Source organism: Streptomyces sp. YIM 130001, assembly GCF_003574445.1.
In the GTDB taxonomy this organism is placed as follows: Bacteria; Actinomycetota; Actinomycetes; order Streptomycetales; family Streptomycetaceae; genus Streptomyces.
Genome location: NZ_KZ984550.1, coordinates 252,746 through 269,689, shown reverse-complemented (window position 1 = coordinate 269,689; position 16,944 = coordinate 252,746). Strand labels below are relative to the sequence as shown.

Genomic DNA, 16,944 nt, shown 5'->3' with positions numbered 1-16,944 from the left:
GCGCTCCACGAACGGCAGTCTTGCGTGTCCCGCCCCCCGGTGTCGGGTTTCACACAACGCCCGCCCCATGGACGGCAGTAGCCCCCATACTCCAGCAGGGTTCTACGACCTACATCATGATCGCAAGAGCTCCCCGTGATCCGCCGGTCAGGGCCCCGGGCCTGCCGCTATGGCACAGCTGCCGGGACCGCCCGCCGGGGCGGGAGAGCTCAGTCGTGCACGAATGTTACCGAAGTGCTCGTGAATGGCCTGCTCCGCCCTGAGTGCGTCCCCCGAGCGCACCGCGTCGAGGATCTCCCGGTGCTGGCTGCAGGTGGTGTGCGGATCCTGCGGGACGTCCACCAGATCCGTCCGTACCCGGTGGAAAGCGTCCCAGAAGGCCTCCAGGACCTCGCCGAGCAGCAGGTTGTCCAGACCGCGGTAGAGGGTGGCGTGGAACGCGCGGTCGGTCTCCGCCGCGACGCCACCGGCCGCCGCCTCGCTCTCCATCCGTGCGACCAGGACGTCGAGCAGCTCCAGGTCGCCGGCCGACGCCTTGCCCGCGAGACGCGCGATCAGGCCCGTCTCCACGGCCTCGCGCAGTTCGAGCAGCTGCAGCAGGCTGTCCTCGCCCCGGTAGTGGCCGGCGACGGTACGGAAGGTGAGGCCCTCGACCATCGGCGCGAACGACATCGGCCCCACGTAGGTGCCGAAGCCGTGCCGGATCTCGACGATGCCCATCGCCTGCAGTGCCTTGAGTGCCTCGCGCACCGAGTTGCGACTGGCACCGAGGAGTTCCACCAGCTCCGGCTCGGTGGGCAGGGACGAACCCGGGGGCAGGCGCCGGTCGATGATGAGCTTCTTGATCCGTTCCTGTATGTCGCGAGCCATGAGGGCCAAGGTAGCGGGGACTTGCCGTGTGCGGACACGACAAAGGCCCCTCGCTCTCGCGAGAGGCCTTCATCCGTCTGTGCGCCGTCAGGGACTCGAACCCCGGACCCGCTGATTAAGAGTCAGCTGCTCTAACCAACTGAGCTAACGGCGCCTGCTGACCTGGAGAACTCTACCCGATCCCGGACGGTGCTCCGGACACCTCGCGACGGGTCCGGGAGCGCTGGAGGCGCCCTCCTGCCGGCGCTCGCGGCCGACGGAAGTGGCGGTCCGTCAACATGCGGTGTCCGCTCATAGTTGAGAAACTTACGACCGTGCAGATTCGCGAAGATTCGGTGCGGCGGAACGGGAAAAGTCGCGAGGTGGCTCCTGATGATCCGGCGGTGTGCGAGAAGGGGGATCGGCAGGGTCGTGGAGAATGTGCCGGTTGTATTCCTCTCGGGTGGCAGAGCATGAAATCCCTTCATTCGCGATGTGGGCCCGGGCCGCTGTCCGGGCCCGGTGGCAGTGGGACGGAGGGGGATCGTGCGGCCGGCCCGGATATGTCTTCCGTTTCGCGCCGTGAATGCGGCAGGTGTACCGGACCAGCCCTCGGCGCAATTGGACAGGCGGTCCATTCGAAGTGCCCGACAGGTGAGCATTTCACGCGCCTTTCCGGCGGCCGGTCCGGAGTATCACGTACGCATTACGGACCCTCCTCGCAGGCCCGTCGCACGGCACGGACGCCAGTGGTCGCGTACGCCCATCGGAGCAATTCCGCCGGTGGTGCGGACAGGACGGGAACGGCTCGGACGGGACGTACGGCAGCGGCACGCACGACGGAGGCAGGGCACCGATGACGACGATCGCCGAGCGGTCCGACGACGGCCGCGGAGACACGGACGAGACCGGGGCGGCGCATCGGGAGGCCGGCGAGTCCGGCCGGCCGGTAGCCGGCCCGGCGTCGGACACCGACAGCGCGAGCGGGGGAGCGGACGGAGCGGCAGAAGGAGAAGGCATCCCCGAGGGGCGGCGCTCAGGAAGCGGGGCCCGCTCCGCTCGGCTCATCCAGAACGAGGCGACCACCGAGATCCCGGTCCACCTCCTCTTCCGTGACGACCCCGGCGCGGTGCCGGTGCGCGTGGGGTCGGCCACGCCGGGCGGAGCGGACGCGACCCCGCGTTCGGATCCGGGCGCGACCGGCCGCAGCAGCGGTATCCCCTGGAACGGCGCACACCGGGCCGGAGCGCGGACCGCCGCGCCTCCGTCGCTGCGGGTGCCGCCGGCGTTCGCGCAGCCCGCGCGCCAGGCACCGCCGGTGGACGCGTCGATCACCGAACTCGAAGGGCCCTCGCTGTCGGGTGCTGCCGCGGCCGCCGTGGGGGCCGCGGGCCTGGCCTGCTGTGCGGCCGGATTCTGGTGGGCGGGGGTGCTGCCGCCGCTCGCGGTCCAGCTCGCGCGCCTGCCTGTGCTGGAAGGCGCCGGGCTCGGCCCGGAACAGTGGGCGCTGATCGCGGGCTCCGGCGCGCTCTCCTTGTTCTCCTTCGGCGGTATCGGGCGCGGACGGGTCGGCCGGGCCTGGGTGGTCTCGCTCTTCGGGCGGTACCGGGGGACCGTGCGCCGTACGGGCCTGGTGTGGCTGAACCCGTTTCTGCGCCGACGCCGTATCGATGTCCGGCTGCGGCACTGGCAGAGCGAGCCGATGCCCGCGGTGGACGCCCACGGGGTGGCCGTACGCGCGGCGGTGCTTGTGGCCTGGCGGGTCAAGGACACGGCGCGCGCCGCGCTCGCCGTCGAGGACCACACCGCGTACCTGCGCGCGTGCGTGGAGGCCGCGACGGCCCGCGTGATGTCCCGACTCCCGCTGGACGCACCGGCGTCGAGCCTCCTCGGCGACCGGACTCCGACGCTGCGCGACGCGGAGGCCGTCGGCGACGCGCTGACCCGGATCCTGGTGGCGGAGGCGGCGCCGGCGGGCATCGAGGTGTTCTCGGCCCAGCCGACACGGATCGAGTACGCGCCCGAGGTCGCCGAGGCGATGGGCCGTCGCCGGGTCGCCGAACTCGAGGCGCGGCACCGGGACACCGTCCTGACCCAGGTCGTCGACTCGGTGGAGGACACGGTGAGCCGGCTCACCCGGCGCGGCCTGGTCGAGCTGGACGACGGCGAGCGCAAGGCCCTGGTGAAGGACCTGACGGTCGCCTTCTGCACCGGCCAGTCCGACCGCTGACGTCCGCCCGGTCCATCGGCCGGTATCGACAGAGGTCTGCTCCACCGCACCGGCCGCCGTCCCACCCCCGCACACGCGGGCGGGACGGCGGCCGGTCCGCGTTTCGGTGCCCCGGGTGAACACCGGGCGTATCAAGGGGAGTTGGCGTCCGGAACCGAACCCCTCATTGGTATGGACATGTTCAACAGTCGGCAATAATCTAATCCTGGTCTAGACCGCAGAACTCCGGCGCCTCGAAGAATCCCCACATTCCCCAGGAGCACAGGAGCATCACCATGCGAAAGAGGCTCTACGCCAGTGCCGTCGGCCTCGCCACAGTGGGTGCGATAGCGCTCTCCACCGGCGGTGCCAGCAGTCACGGCTACACCGACTCACCCGTGAGCCGACAGAAGGCCTGCGCCAACGGCGACGTCAGCGACTGCGGCGCCATCCAGTACGAGCCCCAGAGCGTCGAGGGCCCGAAGGGCTTCCCGGCCGAGGGTCCCGCCGACGGCCAGATCTGTTCCGGAGGCAACGAGGGCTTCGACACCCTCAACCAGCCGAAGGCCCCGAACGGCGACGCCTGGCCCGCCACCAAGCTCGACAGCGGCGCGGACCACACGTTCCGCTGGCAGTTCACCGCACGTCACAGCACCGCCGACTTCCAGTACTTCGTCACCAAGGACGGCTGGAACGAGAACGAGCCGATCACCCGGGACTCGCTGGAGCCCGCGCCGTTCCTCACCCTGCCCTTCGAGGGGCAGCCGCCGGCCACCCTCGAGCACGTCGGCGCCCTGCCCTCGGGCAAGTCCGGGCACCACGTGATCCTTTCGGTCTGGAACGTCGCGGACACGGGCAACGCCTTCTACGCCTGCTCCGACGTCACCTTCTGAGGGGCACCCCGCGCGCCCGCGACCGGGTCTTCCCCCCCCTCTCCCGGCCGGGCCCGAGCGAGGTCCGCGCGCGTCACCGGCGACGGCCGTGACGCGCGCGGAGGGCGACCGTCCGTCACCGACTCCCACGTGACTCTCCCTATCTGACGGAACGTCATTTATCGTGCGGCCCCATGGAGCCGCAGGCAGCCACCGCAGCAGCACTCGGACCCACCGTCGCCGAACTGGTCCGCGACCGCTGGAACGACCACCGCACCGGACTCCGCTTCGAGGGCCTGGTGATGACCCACCACGAGGTCGCCGCGGGCGCCGCGGTCCGAGCCGCTCTGCTGGCCGAGCTGCTCCCCGCCGACGCCCGGCCCCATGTCGGCGTACTGCTCGACAACACCCCCGAATATCCCCTGTGGTTGAGCGCCGCCGCCCTCGCCGGCGCCGCCGTGGCCGGGATCAACCCCACCCGTCGCGGCCCCGAACTCGCCCGCGACATCCTGCACACCGAATGCCGCCTCCTGATCACCGAGCGGACCCACCTCCACCTCCTGGACGACCTCCGACTCCCCGGCGTCACCGTCCTGGTGACCGGCACGCCCGAGTACGACCGGCTGCTCGCCTCCTGCGCGGGCGCCCGGCCGGGCGAAGCCACCGTCGCACCGGTCGGCCCCCGCAGCAGGGTCCTGCTCTACTTCACCTCCGGCTCGACCGGCGCACCCAAGGCGGCGATCTGCACCCAGGGCCGCCTCGCGTCGGCGGGCCGCTCCCTCGCCGGGCAGTTCGGGGTGAGGCAGGACGACGTGCACTACATCTGCATGCCGATGTTCCACGGCAACGCCGTGCTCGCCGACTGGGCCCCGGCCCTCGCCGCCGGAGCGTCGATCGCGCTGCGCCGCCGCTTCTCGGCCTCCGCCTTCCTGCCGGACGTACGGGAGTTCGGAGCCACGTACTTCACCTACGTCGGCCGGGCCGTGCAGTACATCCTGGCCACGCCGCAGCGGCCCGACGACCGGGACAACCCGCTGCGCGTCGGTTTCGGCACGGAGGCCGGTGCGGTCGACGCGGGCCGGTTCGCCGATCGCTTCGGTGTGCGCCTGGTGGAGGGGTACGGCTCCTCCGAGGGCGGCGCCGCGATCCAGCGCACCGAGGGCACCCCGCCGGGCGCGATAGGCCGCGCGGGCCCCGCCGACGACCTCGCCGTCGTCGACCCGGAGACCGGCCGCGAACGCCCGCCGGCGCTGCTCGCCCCGGACGGAGGGCTGCTCAACGGCTCGGAGGCGATCGGCGAGCTGGTCAACCGGGGCCGCAGTCCGTTCGAGGGCTACTGGCGCAACCCCGAGGCCGACGCCGCCCGGGTCCGCGACGGCTGGTACTGGACCGGCGACCTCTTCTTCCGCGACCAGGAGGGCTACCTCTACTTCGCGGGCCGCGACGACGACAGGCTCCGCGTCGACAGCGAGAATCTGGCCGCCGCGATGATCGAGAACATCCTCGCCCGATACGGGCCCGCCGCCGCGGTCGCCGTCCACGCGGTGCCGGATCCGGTGGCCGGCGACCAGGTCATGGCGACCGTGGCGCTCGCCGCGGGGGAGGGGCTCCCGGACGAGGCGGCGCCCACGTTCGATCCCGGGGCCTTCCGCCGCTTCCTCGACGACCAACCGGACCTCGGGCCCAAGATGGTGCCCCGCTTCGTCCGGGTCGCGCACCGGCTGCCGGTCACCGCCACCAACAAGGTCCACCGGGCGGCCCTGCGCCGCGCGGGCTTCCGCTGCCAGGACCCCGTGTGGTGGCTCCCGCCCGGCTCGAACGCGTACCGCCGTCTGACCGAGGAGGACCGGACGGGCCTGCTCGCCGAGTACCGTGCCCACGACCGTGAGGATCTGCTCGGCCGCTGACCTGGGTGCCCGTGCCCTGAGGGTGGTCATGAGCACCCCCGAGGGGCGGGTACTATTTACCGGTCAGCAGGCGCCGTTAGCTCAGTTGGTTAGAGCAGCTGACTCTTAATCAGCGGGTCCGGGGTTCGAGTCCCTGACGGCGCACTTGTATTTCTTCGGCTGATCGAAGGGCTTCCCGGTTCTCCGGGGAGCCCTTTCGCATGGGTGCGCGCCGTCGTACGCGGCCTACACTGCCCCGATGAGCGGCATACGGTGCACCCAGTGCGGGACGACCGGGCTGGAGCCCGGCTTCGTGGAGGATCTGGGCCAGGGCGCCCGTGGCTACTCGCGGTGGATCGCGGGAGCGCTCGAGCGCGGTGTGTTCGGTGGCGCGAAGCGGATGGGGCGGCCCCGCTGGCAGATCGACGCCCATCGGTGCCCCAAGTGCGGGCACTTGGAGATGTTTGCCGTCAGGCCTGCGTAGCCGAGGTTCGCACGCGTGCCCAGAAAGCCTGCTGCCCCGCTCTGTTGAGGGGCGGGGCAGCGAAGTGCCGGGCCAGGAAGGGCAGTTCAGAGGGCGAGCGACAGCAGGACCGGTGCCGCGCCCCGGTTCAGGGTGTCGGCCGCCTGCCGCAGCCGGTGTGCGTGCTCGATCGGCATCGACAGCGCCAGACAGCCCACCGAAGCGCCGGCGGTGATCGGGACGGCGGCGCAGACCGTGCCCACCGCGTACTCCTGGATATCGAGCACCGGGACGGTGGGCGGCTGGGAATCGAGGCGGTTGAAGAGCAGCCGCTCGTTGGTGATCGTGCGTGAGGTGAGGCGGGCCGGGCGGTGCCGGGAGAGGTGGTCCCGGCGGCCGTTCACATCCAGCTGGGTGAGCAGGCTCTTGCCGACCGCGCTGGCGTGCGCCGCGGAACGGAAGTCCACCCACTCGTTGACCGCGGGGGTGTCGGGGCCCGCCGCGAACTGGGTGATCTTGACCTCGCCGTCGACGTACCGGCTGATGTAGACCGCGGCTCCCACCGAGTCCCGCAGCCGGTCGAGGATCTGCTGGAGGCGTTCGGTGATGGCGCCGTCGTGTCCCGCGGAGGAGCCCATCATCGCGAGATTCACGCCCGGGACATAAGCGCCGTCGGCGACCTGCTGCACGTACCCCTCGCGCCGGAGCATGAAGAGCAGTGAGGCGAGTGCCTTGGCGGGCAGATGCGTCTCACGGGCGATCTGTACGTCGGTCACCCCCGTGCCGTGCCTCGAAACGGTTTCGAGCACACGCAGGGCGTGCTGCACCGAGTGGTACGGCGCGGTCGGCTCTGGCTTCAGCGCCACGGTATCCCCCCTGCGTGGACCGGTTCCGGACAGCTGGGCTCGTACCACGATAGCGGTCAAACACCCGGTCCGGAGGGGCTGTTGACGAACAAAGTGGTGCGCTCCATGTACCGGAGAGGCCCGATACGCTGGAGCGCACCACACTGGCATATGCCCACGTCACACGCTGGCGCCGTAAGCTCTGCGATTACGTTCCGCGCTCACAGAACCGCGCTGAGGAACTCCCGTGTCCGCTCATGATCGGGATCGCCGAAGATTTTTTCCGCACTGCCGGATTCGATGACTCGACCGGAGTCGAACATCAGCACCTGGTCCGAAATGTCCCGGGCGAAACTCATCTCGTGCGTGACGCACAGCATCGTGATGTCGGTGCTGCGTGCGATGTCCCGCAGCACATCGAGCACCCCCGCCACCAGCTCCGGGTCGAGCGCCGAGGTGACCTCGTCGAGCAGCAGGACCTGCGGGCGCATCGCGAGCGCCCGCGCGATCGCCACCCGCTGCTGCTGACCGCCGGAGAGCTGCGAGGGGTAGGAGTTCGCCTTGTCCCCGAGGCCGACCTGGTCGAGCAGCTCCCGGGCCCGCTCGTCCGCCTCGTCCTTGGACAGGCCCAGGACATGCACGGGTGCCTCGGTGATGTTCCGCAGCACCTTCATGTTCGGGAAGAGGTTGAACTGCTGGAACACCATCCCGATGTTCTTGCGTACGTCCCGGGTGTGCTTCTCGCCCGCCGGCACCAGCTTGCCGCCACGCTCCTCGTGCGTGAGGTACTCGCCGCCAACCTTGATGGTGCCCTCGTCGGGCGTCAGCAGGGTCATCAGCAGTCTCAGGATCGTCGTCTTGCCGGAACCGGACGGGCCGATCAGCGTGACGTGCTTGCCCGAGTTCACCGAGAAGTCGAGTGCGTCGAGGACGACATTGCTGCCGAACCGCTTGGTGACCTTGTCGAAGCGGATCAGTTCACTGCCGTCCACGGCGGGATTGATGTTGTCGGTCGTGGGAGTGCTGTCAGCGGACAAGGCGACGCTCCAGTGCTCGGAGAAGAAGAGAAGCCGGGTAGGCGATGAGGATGAAGGCGATGCCGACGACGGTGACGGGCTCGGCCATCTGGAAGGTCTGCGAGCCGAACTGGCGCGCCTCACCCAGCATGTCGAGCACACCGATGGTCATGATCATCGGCGAGTCCTTCAGCATCGCGACGACGTAGTTGCCGAGTGCGGGGACGACGCGACGGATCGCCTGCGGCAGGATCACCGAGGTCCAGGTGCGCGCCCGCGGCAGGCTCAGCGCCTTCGCGGCCTCCCACTGGCCGACCGGGACACCGTCTATGCCGGCCCGGTAGACCTCGGCGGTGTACGTCGAGTAGTGCAGGCCGAGGCCGATGACACCGGTGGTCATCGCCGAGAGCGTGATGCCCCACTCGGGCAGTACGTAGAAAAGGAAGAACAGCTGCACGAGCAGCGGCGTGTTACGGATGAACTCGGTGACGATCGAGACCGGCCAGCGCACCACCTTCAGTGATGAGCGCTGTGCCAGGGCCCAGACCAGGCCGAGGGTGAAGGCGATCAGTGATCCCAGGACCAGTGCCTGCAGAGTGACCAGCAGACCGTCCCAGAACTTCGGCATGAAATCGCCGACTGCGGACCAATCCCAGTTCACGCGGCACCTCCGGCGCTCTGCGAGGTCTCGTTCTGCTGGCGCAGACCGAGCTTGGCGGTGATGCCACCGGTCTTGGGCGACGCCTGGCCGATGTTCGCCTTGGCCTGGCGCTCGACGACCCGCATACCCCGGGTGATCACGAAGGCGAGGACGAAGTACATCAGCAGGATGACCGTGAAGACCGGGGCGCTGTCACCGGTGGCGTTGCGCACCAGGTTCCCCTCGCGGGTGAGGTCGCCGACGCCGACGATCGAGACCAGTGCGGTGCCCTTGAGCAGCTCGATGGCCAGGTTGTTGAACGGCGGCACCATCTCGGGCCAGGCCTGCGGCAGGATGATCTTCCGCAGCTGTTGGGCGGACGTGAAGCTCAGTGCGATCCCCGCTTCGCGCTGAGCCGGTGCGACCGCCGCGACCGCGCCACGTACGACTTCCGAGCCGTACGCGCCGTAGGTGAGACCGAGGGCGAGTACCGCGGCCCACATCGGGACGAGCTGCCAGCCGAAGAGCAGCGGCAGCACGAAGAAGATCCAGAACATCAGGATCAGCGCGGACGTGCCGCGGAAGATCTCGAAGTACGTCCCGGACAGGAAACGGACGATCCACAGGCGGTGGGTCCTGGCCAGGCCGATGACGAAGGCCACGAGCACGGCGAGCGCCGCGCTGTAGACGGTCAACTGGACTGTGATCCAGAGGCCGTTGAAGAGGAGTCCCCACAGACCTGAAGTGATTTCACTCATGGATTGCACTTCTCCTCGGCGCGGGTCGTGGTCATCTGGTCCTTCGTGAAGCCGAACGGACGCATGATCTCCAGCAGTTCACCGCTCTTCTTGAGCTTGTGCAGCTCGCGATTGAACGCGTCGCGCAGATTCGTCTCCGGCGTACGGAAGGCGAAGGCACCCACGTCCGTGACGGGCTTTCCGTCAACGTACGGCTGGACCTCCTTCGTCGCCTCGATACCGGAGCCCTTGCCCGCTTGCTCGACCGCGTTGAACACCGTGACGGCGGTGCCGACGAAGACATCGATCCGTCCCTGCTGCACGGCGAGCAGGCCGGCCAGCTGGTCGGGAAAAGTGCCGATGTTCTTGACGCCGGCCTCCTTGGCGTAATCGATCTCAGCCCAGGCGATACCGGTGGCCATCTTCGCGCCGCTCTTCGCGATGTCCTTGTACGTGTGCAGGTTCTTCGGGTTCCCCTCCTTCACGATGAAGGCGTCCAGCATCTGGTACTCGGGGTCGGCGAAGACGACCTGGCCGCAGCGTTCCTCGTTGATGTACATGCCTGCCGCGACCACGTCGAACTGCAGTGAGTTCAGGCCCGTGATGAGCGAGTTGAACTCGGTGGCGAAGGGCTCGACGTGATCCACGCCGAGCTCCTTGAAGATGCGCCGCGCGATCGCCGGAGCCGAGCCCGTCATCTTCCCGTCCGTGCCGATGTAGCTGTACGGCTGCTCGCCGGCCAGGCCGAGGGTCACCGTGCCCTTCGCCCGCAATTGGTCGAGAAGGGACCCTCCGTCCTCGGTATCGGCGGTGGCCACCCGGCTGCATCCGCTGGTCGCGCCGACCGCGCCCACCGCGCCGAGCGCTGCCGCGCCGGCCAGCAGTGAGCGGCGCCGGAGCCCGCTTTTCGTGCTTCCTGAGTTGTTCCCCTGTGGTGGAGCCATGGGCGCGCGGCTACCCGACAGTCGACGAGATATGCCGATCGTTTTCAGGCCTTGATGCAGATGGACGCGCGTCCGAAGGAGGTATGCAGGGACCTGTCGGGTGGCTCAGTATTGATCCGCAGAGGCATCAAACGTAGCGATAGGAGGGCAAATGACCGACCGTCACATCGAAGTCTCGCTCGACAAGCGGGACGTGCGCTGCACGGCGAAACTCCTCGACGACCGCGCACCCGTGACCTGTCAGGCGGTCTGGGACGCACTGCCGCTGGGCGGCGACGTCTACCACGCCAAGTACGCCCGCAACGAGATCTACGCCCTCCTGCCCACCTTCGCCCTCCAGGAGCCGCCGCTGGAGAACCCGACCATCACCCCGATCCCCGGCGACCTCTGCTATTTCACCTTTTCGGGTACCGAACTGGCCACCAAGGCCTACGGATACGGCGCCCCGCAGCAGGAGACCGTCGTCGACCTCGCACTGTTCTACGAGCGCAACAACCTGCTCCTGAACGCGGACGTGGGCTACGTCCCCGGCATCGTCTGGGGACAGGTGGTCGACGGCCTCGACCGGATGGCCGAGGCCTGTCAGGACCTGTGGCGTGCGGGCGCCCTCGGCGAGACGCTCAGCTTCCGCCGGGTGTAGGCAGCTCGGGACCCGGCAGATCGGCGGCCCCCGACGTGTACAGCGCGTGGGCCGCCCGCAGGACGAGCGGATCCGCGTGCCGGGCCGCCACCAGCTGGACCCCGATGGGCAGTCCCGCCGGATCGACCCCGCAGGGCACCGACGCGGCGGGCTGCTGAGTGAGATTGAAGGGGTACGTGAAGGGGGTCCAGCCCGTCCAGCGCCGGTGACCGGACCCCTTCGGCACCTCGACACCCGCCTCGAACGCGGTGATCGGCATGGTCGGCGTGACCAGCAGGTCGTACGTCTGGTGGAACAGGCCCATCCGGCGGCCGAGTTCCATCCGTACGTCCACCGCCGCGAGGTAGTCGAGCGCACTGGCGCTCGCGCCCTCCTCGCAGATCTCCCGCAGCCCCGGATCCAGTGCGGCCCGCTGGTCGTCGTTGAAGTGCTGCGTCACCCGGGCTGCGCCGCTGAACCACAGGGTGTGGAACGCCTCCACCGGATCACTGAAGTCCGGGTCGACCTCCTCCACGTACGCGCCGAGCTCGGCGAGCCGCTCGACCGCGCCGCGTACCGCCGCGGCGACGGCCGGCTGCACGTTGACCTGCCCGCCGAGCGTGGGGGAGTACGCCACCCTCAGGCCCGCGACCCCGCCGTCCAGGCCGTCCCGGAAGGATCCGGGCGGCGGCGCGAGCTGCGACCAGTCCCGGACGTCCGGGCCGCTGATCACGTCCATCACCAGTGCCGCGTCCGCCGCGTCCCGCGTCATCGGGCCCACGTGCGCCAGCGTCCCGAACGCACTCGCCGGGTACAGCGGCACCCGCCCGTACGTCGGCTTCAGGGCGAACACCCCGCAGAACGAACCCGGGATCCGCACACTGCCCCCGCCGTCCGTGCCGAGCGCCACCGGCCCCGCGCCGAGCGCGACCGCCGCCGCACCCCCGCCGCTTGAGCCGCCCGCGGTACGCGTCGGGTCGTACGGATTGCGGGTCACGCCGGACACGGGGCTGTCCGTGACACCCTTCCAGCCGAACTCGGGCGTGGTGGTTTTGCCGATGAACACCGCGCCGTGCTCCCGCAGCCGGGCCACCGACGGGGCGTCCTCGTCCCAGGCGCCGTCCGGATCGATGCCCAGGGAGCCGCGCAGGGTGGGCCCGCCGCGCTGCAGCAGGATGTCCTTCACGGACACCGGAACTCCGTCGAGCAGACCGGCGGGATCGCCTCGCTGCCACCGGTCCGCCGACTCGGCCGCCTGCGCGAGGGCTCCTTCCGGGTCCACCCGGACGAACGCGTTCACCGCCGGCTCCGTGCCCTGCACACGGTCGAGGGCCGCGCGGGTCGCGTCGAGGGGTGTGAACTCGCCCTTGCGGTATCCGTCGATGAGCTGTGCCGCGGTGAGTTCGCCGAGGTCGGTCATCCGCCCTCCCAAGGGGTCGCCAGAGATGTGCCGGGTCGTGGGCACCCCGGCGAAGGAAGCCGGGGACGTGCCGGAGGGGTAGGTGGACCGTCCGCGATCACTCGCGGACGGTCGCCGAGTACGTACCCGAAGTCAGGGGCCGGTTACGCACCGCGCCGGCACCGAATCGTCGGTCACGCATCGGAGTTGAACGGCTGCGTACCGGAGTTCAGTGGCCGGGGACGTAGCCGCGCTGTTTGTCGATCACGTTCTTCAGGGGTTTCCCGGCGGCCCACAGCTCGAAGAGTTCCAGGAACTGCTCGCCGAGTTCGTCCCGCCAGCCGATCGTGTCCCCGCTCATGTGCGGCGACACGAGCATGCCGGGGGTGTCCCACAGCGGGCTGTCGGCCGCCAGCGGCTCCTGCTCGAAGACGTCGAGTCCTGCGCCCGCGATCGTCCGCTTCGTCAGCGCCTCGACCAGGTCGTCCTCGACGACCAGATCGCCGCGGCCGACGTTGATGAACCGCGCCGACGGTTTCATCTGCTGGAACCTGCTGCTGTCGAACATGCCCCGCGTCGCGGCGGTCGACGGCGCCGCGCACACCACCCAGTCGGCCCCGGCGAGAAGCTGCGGCAGGTCCTCCGGCCCGTGCACTCCCTCCCGGGCGGTCCGGCCGGCCAGAGCCGTGGTGACGCCGAGCGCCTGAAGGGTCTGCGCGATGGCCCGCCCGATCGGCCCGGTACCCACCACGCACGCGCGCGTGCCCGCCACCCGCTGGGTCTCGCGGTGCTGCCAGCGGCGCTCGCGCTGCAGCGCCCAGTTGCCCGGCAGATCCTTCGCGAAGGACAGCACCAGACCGGCGACGAACTCGGCGATCGGCCGGTCGAAGACACCGCGTGCGTTCGTCACGACCGTGTCGGACGCGGCCAGTTCGGGACTGAGGAGATGGTCGACCCCGGCGCTCGCCGTGTGCACCCATCGCGGTCGTGGGCCGTCACCCGGCCAGGCGTGCCGTACCGCGTGCGACTGGAAGTCCCACACCAGAAGTACGTCGGCCGAGGGGAGCTGTTCGGCCAGGTTCGAGGGGTCGGCGTGAGTGACGCGGACGCGCCCGGAGAGGCTGCCGAGCCGCGGTGGCGGGTCGGCGTCGAGGACCAGAAGACTGAGTTCGGACATCGCGGGGAAACCGTTTTGCAACGCTGATCCGCTTCCCTGGTAGGAATGGGCCGAAGCCGTGTGAGATGTGCGGATTGACCACGCTCGCACCCGAACCTACCGTCGTCAACAAGGGCACAACACGCGTCCCTCGCGACGACAGTCCCGTCTGAAGCTTTCTCTGTCCCGACGTCCCGGCGAGTGCCGGTTCAACGTTCCTTTCCGGCCACCGGCCGGCCCTCCGTCATACCTGCTCATACAGCTGGGGCCAGCTATGGACGTCTCATTTCTGGGTGGACCGTATCCGCAGCGCGGTATCGGAATCGTCGCCCCTTTCGACTTCGCGCTCGACCGGGAACTCTGGCGCTGGGTTCCGGACGAGATCTCACTGCACCTGACGCGCACTCCCTACGTTCCGGTGGAGGTCAGCCTCGACCTCGCCCGGCTCGTCAGCGAGCACGCGACGCTGCGGGACGCCGTACGCGCCCTCAACGCCGCGGAACCCGAGGTCATCGCGTACGCCTGCACCTCGGGCAGCTTCGTCGACGGAATGGCGGGCGAACGCACCATGAGTGCCGCCATGGAGAGCGCCGGCGAGGTCCCCTCGCTCACCACCTCGGGCGCGGTGCTCGAAGCCCTCGCCGAACTCGACGCCCGCCGCATCGCCCTCGTCACCCCCTACACCCAGTCGGTGACCGGAGCGCTCGAGGACTTCCTCGGCGAGGCCGGAGTGGAGGTCACCGGCCGCTCCTCGCTCGGACTGACCCGGCACATCTGGAAGGTCCCCTACAAGGACGTCGTCGGCATGGCGCGCGAGGCGCTCGTCGGCGACGCGGACGCGCTGTTCATCAGCTGCACCAACCTCGCCACGTACGACGCGATCCCGCAGCTCGAGGCGGAGCTGCGGATCCCCGTCATCTCGGCGAACCAGGTCACCATGTGGGCCGCCCTGCGCCGCCTCGGCACCACACCGGTCGGCCCCTACCAGGCGCTGATCGACGACTCGGCGCGCCGGACCCTGAGCGAGGGAGTCCCTCAGGCACCCTTGCCCGAACCGCCCCCCGTGCCGGAACCTCCGGCGTATCCCGAATACCCGACCACCGAATGACCGCCCGCCCCCGGCCGCCCGGGGGCGGGCACCGCCGGGTGCGGCCGGACGAGCCGCCGCCCCGAAGTGAACCGTGCACAGCGAACCGTACGGAGGCCGCAGATGACCGCACTCGGATTCCTGTACCCCGGCCACTCCGCCGAGGACGACTACCCGCGTATCGAACAGCTCCTCGGGAGCGACATCCGGCTCGCGCTGGTCCACACCGACATCGGCGAGGACGCGCACCGGGTGGACGCCCTGCTCGAGATGGGCTCGGCGAACCGCCTGGCCGACGGGGTGGAGGAGCTGCGTCTGGAGGGGGCCGAGACGGTCGTGTGGTCCTGCACGAGCGGCAGTTTCGTCTTCGGCTGGGACGGCGCGCACGAACAGGTCCGCCGGCTCGCGCTCGCGGCCGGCATGCCCGCCTCCAGCACGTCGTTCGCGTTCGCCCACGCGGTGCGTGAGCTGGGCGTGCGGCAGGTCGCGATCGCCGCCACCTATCCCGAGGACGTGGCGGCGCACTTCACCGACTTCCTGAAGGCGGCCGGCATCGAGGTGGTCGCCATGCGCGGCAGCGGCATCATCACCGCGGCCGAGGTCGGCACCTGGGGATACGACGAGGTGCTCGCGCTCGCCCGGGCCGGCGACCACCCCGACGCGGGCGCCGTACTCCTGCCGGACACCGCCCTGCACACCGCGGCGTACGTCCGCGACCTGGAGACCGAACTCGGCAAGCCGGTCCTGACCGCCAATCAGGTCACCGTCTGGGAGGCCCTGCGGCTGGCCGACCGGCGGGTCAACGCCCCTGCCCTCGGGGCCCTGTTCACCCGCGAGCCCCTGGTGCAGGCCGAGGGGTAGACCGAGGCGCGACCGTACGGCGGGGCACGCACCGGGCAGGTACGCCGGGTGCGTGCCCCGTCCGTTTCCCTGCTCGCCCCGTTTCCGTGCTCGCCCCGTTTCCGTGCTCGCCCCGGCTGCCGGCTCCCGGCTCCCCGGAATAACCGGAGACGCCCTCCTGTTCTCCGCAGCGGGACGTCAGAAGACCATCGCACGCCCACGTACGGGCGACTGCGGGCAGCTATGCAGAAGGAGCACCGGTGAGCGACGACATCCGCGGCAAGGCACAGGGCACAGCATCCGTACCCCTCTCGGTGCTCGATCTGGCCACCGTCGGGACCGGCCACACGGCGAGCGAGGCGCTCGCCACCGGCGTGCGGATCGCCGCGCTCGCCGAGAGCCGCGGCTACCACCGTTACTGGGTCGCAGAGCACCACTCGATGCCCGGAATCGCCTCCTCCTCGCCCGCGATGATCCTCGCCCACCTCGCCGCCACGACCAGCCGCATCCGGCTCGGCTCCGGCGGCGTCATGCTGCCCAACCACGCCCCGCTGGTGATCGCCGAGCAGTTCGGCACCCTCGAGGCGCTCGCCCCGGGCCGCGTCGACCTCGGCCTCGGCCGCGCCCCCGGCACCGATGGTGCGACCGCCGCGGCCCTGCGCCGTACCGAGCGGCTCAACGAGGGCGCCGATGATTTCCCGCAGCAGCTCGCCGAGTTGACCCGCTTCCTCGACGACGACTTCCCCGACGGGCACCCCTACGCGAAGATCCACGCCGTCCCCGGGCCCGTCCAGGCCACCTCGCCCGGCGGTGTGCAGTCGCCCGCGCGGCCGCCGCTGTGGCTGCTCGGCTCCTCCGGGTTCAGCGCCCGCCTCGCCGGGATGCTGGGACTGCCGTTCGCCTTCGCGCACCACTTCTCGGCTCAGAACACCATCCCGGCACTCGACCTGTACCGCGAGTCGTTCCGGCCGTCCGCGGTCCTCGACGAGCCGTACGCCCTCATCGGTGTCGCAGCCCTCGCGGCCGACGACGAGCGAGAGGCACGCCGCCAGGTCCTGACCGGCGCCCTGTCGATGGTGCGGCTGCGCACCGGCCGTCCCGGTCTGGTGCCGAGCCCCGAAGAGGCCGAGGCCCACACGTTCAGCGAGATGGAGCAGGACTTCGTCAACGGCTGGCTCGGCAACGTCATTCACGGCACCCCGGACGCCGTACGCACCGGACTCGACGATCTGCAGAAGCGCACCGGAGCCGCGGAGCTGATGATCACGGCCAACGCGCACGGTGGCGAGGCCCGGCTGCGCAGCTACGAACTGATCGCGGACGCCTACGCATTGCCGCGGCTGTGACCTGAGGGGCCCGGCCGGCGTCTCGCGCGTCGGCCG

16 protein-coding genes and 2 tRNA genes are annotated in these 16,944 nt (G+C 70.1%); 9 read left to right on the top strand and 9 right to left on the bottom strand.

Annotation, left to right across the window (positions count from 1 at the left end; all coding sequences use genetic code 11):
• Positions 1 to 147: 147 nt before the first annotated feature.
• Complete coding sequence (locus DSC45_RS06770) at positions 148 to 870, bottom strand: FadR/GntR family transcriptional regulator (protein WP_119288074.1); 723 nt, start codon at positions 868 to 870, stop codon at positions 148 to 150.
• A gap of 80 nt (positions 871 to 950) precedes the next feature.
• Positions 951 to 1,024, bottom strand: a tRNA-Lys gene (locus DSC45_RS06765).
• A 681-nt stretch (positions 1,025 to 1,705) separates the two neighbouring features.
• Here DSC45_RS06765 and DSC45_RS06760 point away from each other — a divergent pair.
• From DSC45_RS06760 to DSC45_RS06740, 5 genes are all read left to right on the top strand, one after another.
• Positions 1,706 to 3,079 (top strand): SPFH domain-containing protein, encoded by a 1,374-nt coding sequence (locus DSC45_RS06760; RefSeq protein ID WP_240434498.1) that lies wholly within the window; start codon positions 1,706 to 1,708, stop codon positions 3,077 to 3,079.
• 275 nt (positions 3,080 to 3,354) lie between these two features.
• Positions 3,355 to 3,951, top strand: coding sequence for a lytic polysaccharide monooxygenase auxiliary activity family 9 protein (locus DSC45_RS06755; protein WP_119288072.1), 597 nt, complete (start codon positions 3,355 to 3,357; stop codon positions 3,949 to 3,951).
• A gap of 173 nt (positions 3,952 to 4,124) precedes the next feature.
• Entirely contained in the window at positions 4,125 to 5,837 is a 1,713-nt protein-coding gene (locus DSC45_RS06750; protein WP_119288069.1) for an AMP-binding protein, read from the top strand.
• A gap of 70 nt (positions 5,838 to 5,907) precedes the next feature.
• Positions 5,908 to 5,981, top strand: a tRNA-Lys gene (locus tag DSC45_RS06745).
• 94 nt (positions 5,982 to 6,075) lie between these two features.
• Complete coding sequence (locus DSC45_RS06740) at positions 6,076 to 6,300, top strand: hypothetical protein (protein WP_119288067.1); 225 nt, start codon at positions 6,076 to 6,078, stop codon at positions 6,298 to 6,300.
• An 86-nt stretch (positions 6,301 to 6,386) separates the two neighbouring features.
• Here the strand turns inward: DSC45_RS06740 and DSC45_RS06735 are convergent, their stop codons facing one another.
• The 5 genes from DSC45_RS06735 to ehuB all read right to left on the bottom strand — a co-directional run bounded on the left by DSC45_RS06735 (position 6,387) and on the right by ehuB (position 10,461).
• The gene (locus tag DSC45_RS06735) at positions 6,387 to 7,145 is read right to left on the bottom strand and encodes an IclR family transcriptional regulator (protein ID WP_119288065.1); all 759 of its coding nucleotides are present in this window, start codon (positions 7,143 to 7,145) and stop codon (positions 6,387 to 6,389) included.
• 200 nt (positions 7,146 to 7,345) lie between these two features.
• On the bottom strand, positions 7,346 to 8,161 hold the full coding sequence (gene ehuA, locus DSC45_RS06730) for an ectoine/hydroxyectoine ABC transporter ATP-binding protein EhuA (protein WP_119288063.1): 816 nt from the start codon (positions 8,159 to 8,161) through the stop codon (positions 7,346 to 7,348).
• Positions 8,151 to 8,801, bottom strand: a complete 651-nt coding sequence (ehuD, locus tag DSC45_RS06725) for an ectoine/hydroxyectoine ABC transporter permease subunit EhuD (protein ID WP_119288061.1) — start codon at positions 8,799 to 8,801, stop codon at positions 8,151 to 8,153. Before ehuD ends, ehuA begins: the two co-directional genes overlap by 11 nt.
• Entirely contained in the window at positions 8,798 to 9,538 is a 741-nt protein-coding gene (gene ehuC / locus DSC45_RS06720) for an ectoine/hydroxyectoine ABC transporter permease subunit EhuC (protein ID WP_119288059.1), read from the bottom strand. Before ehuC ends, ehuD begins: the two co-directional genes overlap by 4 nt.
• Positions 9,535 to 10,461, bottom strand: coding sequence for an ectoine/hydroxyectoine ABC transporter substrate-binding protein EhuB (gene ehuB, locus DSC45_RS06715; RefSeq protein ID WP_119288057.1), 927 nt, complete (start codon positions 10,459 to 10,461; stop codon positions 9,535 to 9,537). The genes ehuC and ehuB overlap by 4 nt, the downstream gene beginning before the upstream one ends.
• Positions 10,462 to 10,612: 151 nt before the next feature.
• Here ehuB and DSC45_RS06710 point away from each other — a divergent pair, with 151 nt between their 5' ends.
• A complete protein-coding gene (locus DSC45_RS06710) occupies positions 10,613 to 11,101 on the top strand; it encodes a DUF3830 family protein (RefSeq protein WP_119288055.1) in 489 nt (162 codons plus the stop codon).
• Here the strand turns inward: DSC45_RS06710 and DSC45_RS06705 are convergent.
• Positions 11,082 to 12,500 (bottom strand): amidase, encoded by a 1,419-nt coding sequence (locus DSC45_RS06705; protein ID WP_119288053.1) that lies wholly within the window; start codon positions 12,498 to 12,500, stop codon positions 11,082 to 11,084. The genes DSC45_RS06710 and DSC45_RS06705 overlap by 20 nt on opposite strands.
• Positions 12,501 to 12,708: 208 nt before the next feature.
• Positions 12,709 to 13,656, bottom strand: coding sequence for a D-2-hydroxyacid dehydrogenase (locus DSC45_RS06700; protein ID WP_119288051.1), 948 nt, complete (start codon positions 13,654 to 13,656; stop codon positions 12,709 to 12,711).
• Positions 13,657 to 13,909: 253 nt separating this feature from the next.
• Here DSC45_RS06700 and DSC45_RS06695 point away from each other — a divergent pair, with 253 nt between their 5' ends.
• The 3 genes from DSC45_RS06695 (at position 13,910) to DSC45_RS06685 (ending at position 16,908) form a co-directional block, all read left to right on the top strand.
• The gene (locus DSC45_RS06695; RefSeq protein WP_205571262.1) at positions 13,910 to 14,743 is read left to right on the top strand and encodes a maleate cis-trans isomerase family protein; all 834 of its coding nucleotides are present in this window, start codon (positions 13,910 to 13,912) and stop codon (positions 14,741 to 14,743) included.
• A gap of 102 nt (positions 14,744 to 14,845) precedes the next feature.
• Positions 14,846 to 15,583 (top strand): maleate cis-trans isomerase family protein, encoded by a 738-nt coding sequence (locus tag DSC45_RS06690; protein ID WP_119288049.1) that lies wholly within the window; start codon positions 14,846 to 14,848, stop codon positions 15,581 to 15,583.
• 239 nt (positions 15,584 to 15,822) lie between these two features.
• The gene (locus DSC45_RS06685) at positions 15,823 to 16,908 is read left to right on the top strand and encodes an LLM class flavin-dependent oxidoreductase (RefSeq protein ID WP_119288048.1); all 1,086 of its coding nucleotides are present in this window, start codon (positions 15,823 to 15,825) and stop codon (positions 16,906 to 16,908) included.
• Positions 16,909 to 16,944: the final 36 nt, after the last annotated feature.